General features: G+C 70.0%; 7 protein-coding genes. All 7 read right to left on the bottom strand.

The features are described 5' to 3' along the window. Positions 1 to 83 precede the first annotated feature (83 nt). The 7 genes from AC07PU_RS40455 to AC07PU_RS40485 all read right to left on the bottom strand — a co-directional run bounded on the left by AC07PU_RS40455 (position 84) and on the right by AC07PU_RS40485 (position 7,832). Positions 84 to 1,130, bottom strand: a complete 1,047-nt coding sequence (locus AC07PU_RS40455) for a FecR family protein (RefSeq protein ID WP_495323455.1) — start codon at positions 1,128 to 1,130, stop codon at positions 84 to 86. 88 nt (positions 1,131 to 1,218) lie between these two features. Continuing rightward, positions 1,219 to 1,722 (bottom strand): RNA polymerase sigma factor, encoded by a 504-nt coding sequence (locus AC07PU_RS40460; protein WP_495323456.1) that lies wholly within the window; start codon positions 1,720 to 1,722, stop codon positions 1,219 to 1,221. A gap of 140 nt (positions 1,723 to 1,862) precedes the next feature. Then, the gene (locus AC07PU_RS40465) at positions 1,863 to 2,690 is read right to left on the bottom strand and encodes an amidohydrolase family protein (RefSeq protein ID WP_495323457.1); all 828 of its coding nucleotides are present in this window, start codon (positions 2,688 to 2,690) and stop codon (positions 1,863 to 1,865) included. Between the two features lie 27 nt (positions 2,691 to 2,717). Continuing rightward, positions 2,718 to 3,719, bottom strand: coding sequence for a hydroxyacid dehydrogenase (locus AC07PU_RS40470; protein WP_495323458.1), 1,002 nt, complete (start codon positions 3,717 to 3,719; stop codon positions 2,718 to 2,720). A 31-nt stretch (positions 3,720 to 3,750) separates the two neighbouring features. Then, positions 3,751 to 4,791 (bottom strand): LacI family DNA-binding transcriptional regulator, encoded by a 1,041-nt coding sequence (locus AC07PU_RS40475; RefSeq protein WP_296782655.1) that lies wholly within the window; start codon positions 4,789 to 4,791, stop codon positions 3,751 to 3,753. 52 nt (positions 4,792 to 4,843) lie between these two features. Then, positions 4,844 to 6,787 carry a TRAP transporter large permease gene (locus AC07PU_RS40480; RefSeq protein ID WP_495323459.1) on the bottom strand — a complete coding sequence of 648 codons (1,944 nt, stop codon included), beginning with the start codon at positions 6,785 to 6,787 and terminating at the stop codon, positions 4,844 to 4,846. A gap of 4 nt (positions 6,788 to 6,791) precedes the next feature. Then, positions 6,792 to 7,832 carry a TRAP transporter substrate-binding protein gene (locus tag AC07PU_RS40485; protein WP_495323460.1) on the bottom strand — a complete coding sequence of 347 codons (1,041 nt, stop codon included), beginning with the start codon at positions 7,830 to 7,832 and terminating at the stop codon, positions 6,792 to 6,794. Positions 7,833 to 8,060 lie beyond the last annotated feature (228 nt).

Below are 8,060 nucleotides of genomic sequence, written 5' to 3' on the forward strand. Positions count from 1 at the left end.
TCATCTGGGTTGACGCACGACCCGTGGGAAATACCGTAGTCCCACGGAAAATTTTTTCGGCGCCGGGTCGCGGCGCCTCTTTCTCAGTGCGCGGCGACCAGTTCGGTGACCGCGCCGGCCTGCTTCAGCCGCACCGGCAAGGCGCTCGGCAGCGCGCGGCGCAGGGTGCGCGCATCGCGCGGATCGAAGGTGCCGGTCAGCCGCAACGCCGCCACGGCCGGATCGTTCACCACCAGGCCGGTGTTGCCGTAGCGCTCGAGCTCGGCCAGCGCGCGCGCCAGCGGCGTGTCGACGAAGCTCAGCCGGTGCTCGCGCCAGGGCGCGATGCCCTCGCCCGGCACCGCCGCCACCGGGCCCGGCAGGCCCCGGGCATCGCTCTCGAGCTGCTGGCCGGCGACCAGGAAGACCGCCTCGCGCAGGCTCGCCGCCGAGGGCTCGGCCCAGGCGCCGTCCTGCGCGCGGTCGCGCCGCGCCACCCGCACCCGGCCCTCGTCCACCGACACCCGCGTGCCGTCCGCGCCGTCGATTCCCGGCGTGTGGCGCACGGCGAAACGGGTGCCGACCACGCGCACCTCCAGCGGCCCGGCCAGCACCGAGAACGGCCGCTCTGCATCGGACTGCACGGCGAACACCGCCTGCCCCTCGAGCAGCCGCACCTCGCGCCGGTCGCGGAACAGCTGCACCTCGATCCGGGTCGCGGTGTCGAGCCGCAGGCGCGTGCCGTCGGGCAGCGGCAGGTCGAGCTGCTGGCCGCGCCGGGTGGCGAAGGCCTGCACGAACACCGGCTGCGCCTGCAGCTCGCGCCAGCCCAGGTAGCCGGCGCCGACGGCCATGCCGGTGGCGGCCAGCGCCAGCGCCGGTTTCATGAAGCCGCGCCGCGTGGGCGCGGCAGCGCGGCCCGCGAAGCCTTCGCGCCAGCCGGCCACGGTCGCGGCCGGGATCGCGTCGACGGCCCGCCAGCGTGACGCCCAGGCACGCCAGGCCTCGGCGCGATGCGGGTCGGCCACCAGCCAACCCTGGAACTCGCGCTCCTCGCTGGCGCTCCAGCCCTCGCGCTGGCGGCGTACGAACCAGTCGAGCACCTCCTCTCGCAGGCGCGATGCGTCTTCCGGTGATGGCGTCGAATTCATGTGGCGAGGGCGTCCCTGGAGATGGAGACGCACGAACGGGCGCCAACCCTGTAGGACGCGGTCATTCTTCGGTTCATCGTGGCTGTCTTCATTTCCCGCCACGCTCCAGGCAGTCCCAGCAGGCCGCCATCGCGATGCGCAGCTGCATCTCGACCGTGCGCACCGAGATGCCCATGCGCTCGGCGACCTCGGCATACGAGAGCCCGTCGAACTTGTAGAGCACGAAGGCCTCGCGGCAGCGCGGCGGCAAGCCGTCGATCGCGGCGATCATCGCGGCCAGTCCTTGGCTCGAGGCCAGCGCCGCGTCGGGCTCGAAGCTCGCGGGGCCCATGCAGTCGTCGGGCTCGCCCAGGCCGTCCTCGGTCTCGGCGTCCGCCAGCCCGGCGCGCACGCTGCTGCGCCGGTGATGGTCGGTGACGAGGTTGCGCGCGACCCGGTAGAGCAGCGCCCGCGGATCGCGCACCACGCTGCCCGCGCGCTGCGCCTCGTAGACGCGCGCATAGCTCTCCTGCGCGAGGTCGGCCGCGGTGGCGCGGTCCGGCACCTTGCGGGACAGGAAGTTCAGCAGTTCGCGGTAATAGCGTTCGAACACGGGCGCGCCGGCACCGGCAAGGGTGGGTCGAAGTCCAGGAGGCAGGTTGGCTTCGACGCGGCGTGGCTGACCTGAGGCGGTTCAAGAAGACGGGAGCGCCGATTATGGCGGGCTTCGGATCCGCCCTCCCCGGGCCCGCGTCAGGCCTTGAACCCGTACAGCGCGGCCGGGTTGTCGACCAGGATGCGCCGGCGCGTGTCCTCGCTCGTGGCCCACGAGAACAGCAGGTCGTACAGCGGCGCGCTCTCGGGGCGCGGATCGCGTCCCGGGTGCGGCCAGTTGCTGGCCCACAGGCAGCGCTCGGGAAAGGTCTCGGCCAGCGTGCGCGCGAGCAGGCTCACGTCGTCGTAGCCGGGCGCGCCGCTCTTCGAGGTCTCGTAGGGCGCCGAGAGCTTGATCCACACGCGGCCCGCGTCGATCACGCGCAGCAGCGACTGGAACGAGGGATGGCTGGGCGCCACCGGCTCGAGGAACTTGCCGTTGTGGTCGAGCACCAGCCGGCACGGCAGCTTCCGGAGCACCTCCTCGTGCTCGGGCATGGTGCGGCCGTCGAGCTGCAGGTTGATCATCCAGTCGGCATCGGCCATGCGCGCGGCCATGCCCGGCAGCGACTCCCAGCCCAGCACGCCGCCGATCATCATGTAGCGCACGCCGCGCATGCCGCCCGCATGCAGGCGCGCGATCTCGGCGTCGGGCGCATCGGGCGCCAGCAGCGCGATGCCGCGCGCCGCCTCGCCGAACTGCGCGAGCGCGTCGAGGGTGCAGCGGTTGTCGAAGCCGTAGCCCGTGGGCTGCACCACCACCGCGCGCTCGATGCCCAGCGGCTGCTGCACCTGCTCGCGGTAGGCCGACACCGGCGAATGCGGCGGCACCCAGGCGACGTTCGGGATCAGCGGGAAGCGGTCTTCGTAGATGTGGACATGGCAGTCGCAGGCGCCGGCATAGCGCGCGTTCCGGGTCGATTCCATGGGGGCTCTCGGTGGATGGGAATGGGATCAGGCTGGCACGCCGAAGGCCTGGCGCCAGCGATGGGCTTCGGTGGCATTCACCGCGCCCTTCGGCACCCGGCCCTGGAAGATCTCGGCCAGCTGCGACACGGTTTCCATCGCCTGGTGCTCGACCGCGGGCGGCGTGAGGCCGCCGATGTGCGGCGTGGCGATCGCGCGCGGATGGCGCGCCACCGCGGGCGACGGCATCTGGTCGGGCGCGCGGCCCACGTCGAGCGCGCAGCCCGCGATCGTGCCGGCGTCGAGTGCGGCGACCAGCGCGTCCTCGTCGACGAGGTTGCCGCGCGCGGCATTGATGAAGAAGGCACCGGGCTGCATGGCCGCGAAAGCAGCGGCGTTCATGAGGTTCTCGGTGTCTTCGGTGGCCGCCGCGAGGCAGACCACGAAGTCGGACTGCGCGAGCAGCTCGTCGAAGCCGGCCTGCACGATGCCGGCCTGCGCCACCACCGCGAAGGGATCGTGCACCACCACGCGCATGCCGAGTGCCTGCGCCACGGTGCAGAGGTAGCGCGCGATCTGGCCGTAGCCGATCACGCCGAGCGTGGCGCCGCGCAGCTCGCGGCCCATGGCGGGCGGCACCGGCAGGCCCGCGTGGTAGAGCGCGGTCGAGGCGCTGATGCCGCGCGCGAGGTCGATCATCGCGCCCACGATCCATTCGGACACCGAGGCGATGAAGCCCGCGCTGGCCTGCGTCACCAGCACGCCGTGGCGGCTCGCGGCCGCCAGGTCGATGTTGCGGATGTCGATGGCGCAGCGCACGAAGGCCTGCAGCCTGGGCAGCGCGGCGAACAGCGCCTCGTCGCCCACGGTCTGGCGGTAGGAGACGATGGCGTCGCAGTCGCGCGCCAGTTCGGCGATCTCTTGCGACGAGAGATCGCGGTCCTCGGGGTTGAAGCGCACCTGCGCGAAGGCGCGCAGCGCGGTGCTGGCGCGTTCGCCGAAGTAGTGGGCGAGCTTGCTCTGGGGATGGCTGACGAAAACCGTGGTCATGGACAAGGCAGGAAGAAAGAAGAAGACGGCCTCAGCCGCGCGGCGGCGCCACCGAGTCGCGCGCCACCAGCGTGGGCGCGAACAGGAACTCGCCCGCGGGCAGCGCGCCGTCGGCCAGGCGGCTCATCACGCGCTCGACCATCACCTGCGCCATCTCGGGCACCGGCACGCGCACCGAGGTCATCGCGGGGTACATCAGGGTGGAGAGGAACACGTTGTCGATGCCGACCACCGACACGTCGTCGGGCACCGCAAGCCCGGCATCGCGAAAGCCCGCCATCAAGCCGTAGGCCAGCAGGTCGTTGACGCCGACCACGCCGGTGGGCCGCTCGGGCAGCTGCGCGAGCTGGCTGGCCTGGGTGCGACCGAGCTCGCTCATCATCGAGTCGCCGTACTCGTCGACCGGCAGGCCCTCGACCACGCGCGCGCTGGCCTCGAGGCCGGCCGCGCGCGCGGCCGCGAGAAAGCCCTGGATCTTCTCGTTGCGGCTCATGGTGCGCCCCGAGGGCGTGACGAAGGCCAGCCGCCGGTGGCCCCGTTCGATCAGGTGCGCGGTGGCGATGCGCGAGGACTCGAAGCTGTCGACCGTGACGTGGTCGATCACCGAGGCCTCGCCGGGCGTGGCGCGTCGGTCGTAGCTCACCACCACCAGGCCGCGCTCGGCCGCGGCCTCGACGTGCTGCTCGTCGATCAGCGACGAGATGATGATCACGCCGCGCACGCCGTGCGCCATCAGGTCCTCGAAGAAGCGCGCCTCGCGTTCCTTCTCGCGGTAGGTGTTGCCGATCATGATGCGGAAGCCGTAGCGCTCCTGCGCCAGCGTCTCGACCTCGCGCGCGATGAAGCCGTACATCGGGTTGGCCATCGACGGCACCAGCAGGCCGATCAGCGGCGTGTGGCCGGTCTTGAGCTGCCGCGCCGAGGTGTTGGGCCGGTACTTGAGGTCGCGGATGGCGTCCTGCACCCGCTCGAGGGTGGCGGCCGCCATGCGGTCCACGCGGCCGTTCAACACGTTCGACACGGTGCTGGTCGAAACACCCGCCCGCTGGGCGACATCGCTGATTCTGCTCACGGTTTTCGGGGTCCTTTCGGGTTCTTCATCGCGGTCCTGCGGTCGTGTGTCGTCACAGCCCCATGCGCGTGGGCAGCCAGACCGAGAAGGCCGGCACCAGCACCAGCAGCACCAGGGTGACGAACAGCACCGCGAGGTATTTCATCATCGGCCGCGCCACGTCCTTCACCTGGGTGCCGGTGATGGCGCAGGTGGCGAACAGGCCCAGCCCCACCGGCGGCGCGAACAGGCCGAAGCCCATGGCGATGACCATCACGGTGCCGAAGTGCAGCGGATTGACGCCCAGCTGCGCCGCGATCGGTGTCAGCAACGGCCCGAAGATGATGAGCGCGGGCGCGCCCTCGAGGATGGCGCCGAACACGATCATGATCAGCACCGAGAGCATCACGAACATGGTGCTGCCCCATGCGTGCGCGAACTCGATCATGAACGACGACAGGTACTGCGGGATCTGCTGGATTGTCAGCGCAAACGAGAGGCTGGACGCGGCCGCCACGATGAACAGGATGCTGCCCGCCATCGAGGCCGAACGCACGAACAGCCGCGCCACCGACGACCAGGTGAGCTCGCGGAAGGCCAGCCAGCCCACCACCAGCGCATAGACCACGGCGAAGGACGAGACCTCGGTCGAGGTCGCGACGCCCGAGGTCACGCCCTTGCCGATCATCGCCACCATCACCAGCGCGACCAGCGCGCCGCCGAGCAGGCGGAACATGGGCGTGCGCACGTCGAAGGCCTGGTCGGGGTCGATGCGCGCGCCGACGTAGATGGTGACCGCGGCCAGCGAGAGCGCGAGCACCACGGCGGGCACGAGGCCGGCCATGAACAGCCCGGCGATCGAGATGTTGGCGACGAAGCCCATGATGATCATGTTGATGCACGGCGGGATGGTCTCGGCCATCACCGCGGTGCAGGCCAGCAGGCCGGCGGTTTCGTTCGGGTCCTGTTTCGTCTTGCGCACGGCCGGCATGATGATGCCGCCGACCGCGGCGATGTCGGCCAGCTTGGAGCCCGAGACGCCCGAGAAGAAGGCGGTGGCCGTGATGGTGATCAGGCCCAGGCCGCCGCGCAGGCGGCCGAACATGCGCAGCAACAGCTCGATCAGCCGCGAGGACATGCCGTTGGATTCCATCAGCAGGCCGGCCAGCACGAAGAAGGGAATGGCGAGCAGCACGTAGTGGTCGGTGCCGGCCATGACCTGCTGCGAATAGACCAGCATCGGCAACGAGGGATCGGCCATGAAGAACACCAGCGACGAGAGCGCGAGTACGAAGGCGATCGGCACGCCGAGCATCAGGCCGCCGAGGAAGCCGGCGGTCAGCAGCATCCAGGGCGCGATGGCGTGGCCGGGCACGAAGGTGTTCCAGCCCACGACGGCGGCGGTGAGCGCGATGCCGACGGCCAGGGTGCTCCAGACGCGCCGGGCCGGTCCGTTGACGGCGTTGGCGAGGCCGAACAAGGTCATGAACAGGCTGCCGATGACCACCGGGTAGACGTAGATCCACTGCGGCAGGCCGATCGGGGTGGTCATGTTGTAGGCGTCGAGCAGCAGTTCCCACGACGAGGCGAGCAGGCTGGCCGAGACGCCGACCACGATCCAGTTGCCGAACTGGATCAGCGCGGGCTGCCAGCGCGCGGGCAGCAGGCCGCGGAACAGGTCGACGCCCACGTGCTGGCTGCGCGCGAGCACGGTGGCGGCGCCGAAGAAGACCTGGATCACCATCAGCGCGCGCGCGACCTCCTCGGCCCAGTCGAAGGGGTCGTGCAGGAAGTAGCGGAACACGACCGAGACGAAGACGATGAGAACATCGATCGCGAGCACGACACCCGCCACGTTCTCCATGGCGCGCGTGAGCCAGGCGAGGCCACGGCCCGCGGGGTGGGCGGTGCTGAAGCCCAGGGCGCGCGGATCGTGGCCGTGGCCCGCGGCCGGCAGCGGCGCCAGGGGCGGCAAAACGGGCGTGACCGGGGCCATCGGGGGCAGGACGCTGGACATGCGGTCAGGCGCGGGCGGCGTTGATGGCGGCGAACAGCGGTCCGGTCTCGGGATACTGCTTGGCGAAGGCCGACCAGAGCTTGGCCTCCATCTCCTTGCGCACCTGGTCGCGCTCGTTCTTCGCCATCGGCGTGAAGCTCAGGCCCAGCTTCTTCAGTTCCTCGATGGCGCCCTGCCCTTTCTCGGCGCCGATCTGGCGCTGCTGCGCGGTCGATTCGGCCGCGGCCTTGAGGAAGGCCGGGCGCAGGTCGGCCGGAATGCGGTCCATGGCGCGGCGCCCGGCGATGCAGACCATGGGGCTGAACAGGTGCTCGGTCATCCAGCAGTGCTTGACGACCTCGTTGAGCTTGCTCGCGAGCACGGTGGCGGCATCGTGTTCGAAGCCGTCGACGACGCCGGTCTGCGCAGCCATGTAGAGCTCGCCGAAGGAGATGGGCGTGGGGATGGCGCCCATGATCTTGAAGGTCTCGATGAAGGCGGGCGTGGGCAGCACGCGCAGCTTGACGTTCTTCACCTCGGCCAGCGACTTGACGGGCTGCTTGGTGTAGACGTTGCGCGCACCGTAGTGCTGGCCCCAGGTGATGACCTGGCAGCCGGTGCTCTTGACGAGCATGTCGTTGAGCTTGGCGCCCACGCCGCCGTCGAGGGCCTTGGCGACGTGCTCGTAGCTGTCGAACAGGTAGCCGAGGTCGAGCATGCCGAACTGCGGCGTGACCGTGGCCCAGATCGAGGAGCCGGTGAGCATCATGTCGATGGACCCGACCTTGACCTGCTGGACGACGTCGCTTTCCTTGCCGAGCTGGTTGTTGGGAAAGTAGTCGATGCGGATGCGCTCGCCGACGGCCTTCTTGAGGTTGACCTGCATGAGCTGGTTCCACGCGAAGTGCGAGGAGTTGAGGTCGGCGACGTGCGAGGACGACAGGCGCAGCGCGACGGTCTTGTCCTGCGCGGCAACGAAGGGCGTGAATCCCGTGCCGGCGGCCGCCATCGCGAGCGGCAGGGCTGACGATGACTGGACGAAGCGGCGGCGTGAAATCGAGGTCATGGCTTGTCTCCTGTGGGTCGGAACGCCCTTTTGGTGGAACGATTTACTGTATCGATACACCAATTGGTTCGCAATGTCGTTTCGGTAGGTGTTTTCCTTCGTAAACAGCGGTTTTGGGGGGCGCCGGGGCGCGTTCACAGGACAGCGGGTGCTTCCCTCCGCGAATGTCCCCCGGCCTTCGGCCTCCTCCTTGATTTCGCTGCGGGAAGCACCCGCTGCCCTGTGCAC

The organism is Variovorax sp. GW821-FHT10D07 (assembly GCF_059415325.1).

Coding starts and splice junctions, on each gene's coding strand:
- AC07PU_RS40470 (WP_495323458.1), bottom strand. CDS start 3,719: ATGACCACGGTTTTCGTCAGCCATCCCCAGAGCAAGCTCGCCCACTAC.
- AC07PU_RS40465 (WP_495323457.1), bottom strand. CDS start 2,690: ATGGAATCGACCCGGAACGCGCGCTATGCCGGCGCCTGCGACTGCCAT.
- AC07PU_RS40455 (WP_495323455.1), bottom strand. CDS start 1,130: ATGAATTCGACGCCATCACCGGAAGACGCATCGCGCCTGCGAGAGGAG.
- AC07PU_RS40480 (WP_495323459.1), bottom strand. CDS start 6,787: ATGTCCAGCGTCCTGCCCCCGATGGCCCCGGTCACGCCCGTTTTGCCG.
- AC07PU_RS40485 (WP_495323460.1), bottom strand. CDS start 7,832: ATGACCTCGATTTCACGCCGCCGCTTCGTCCAGTCATCGTCAGCCCTG.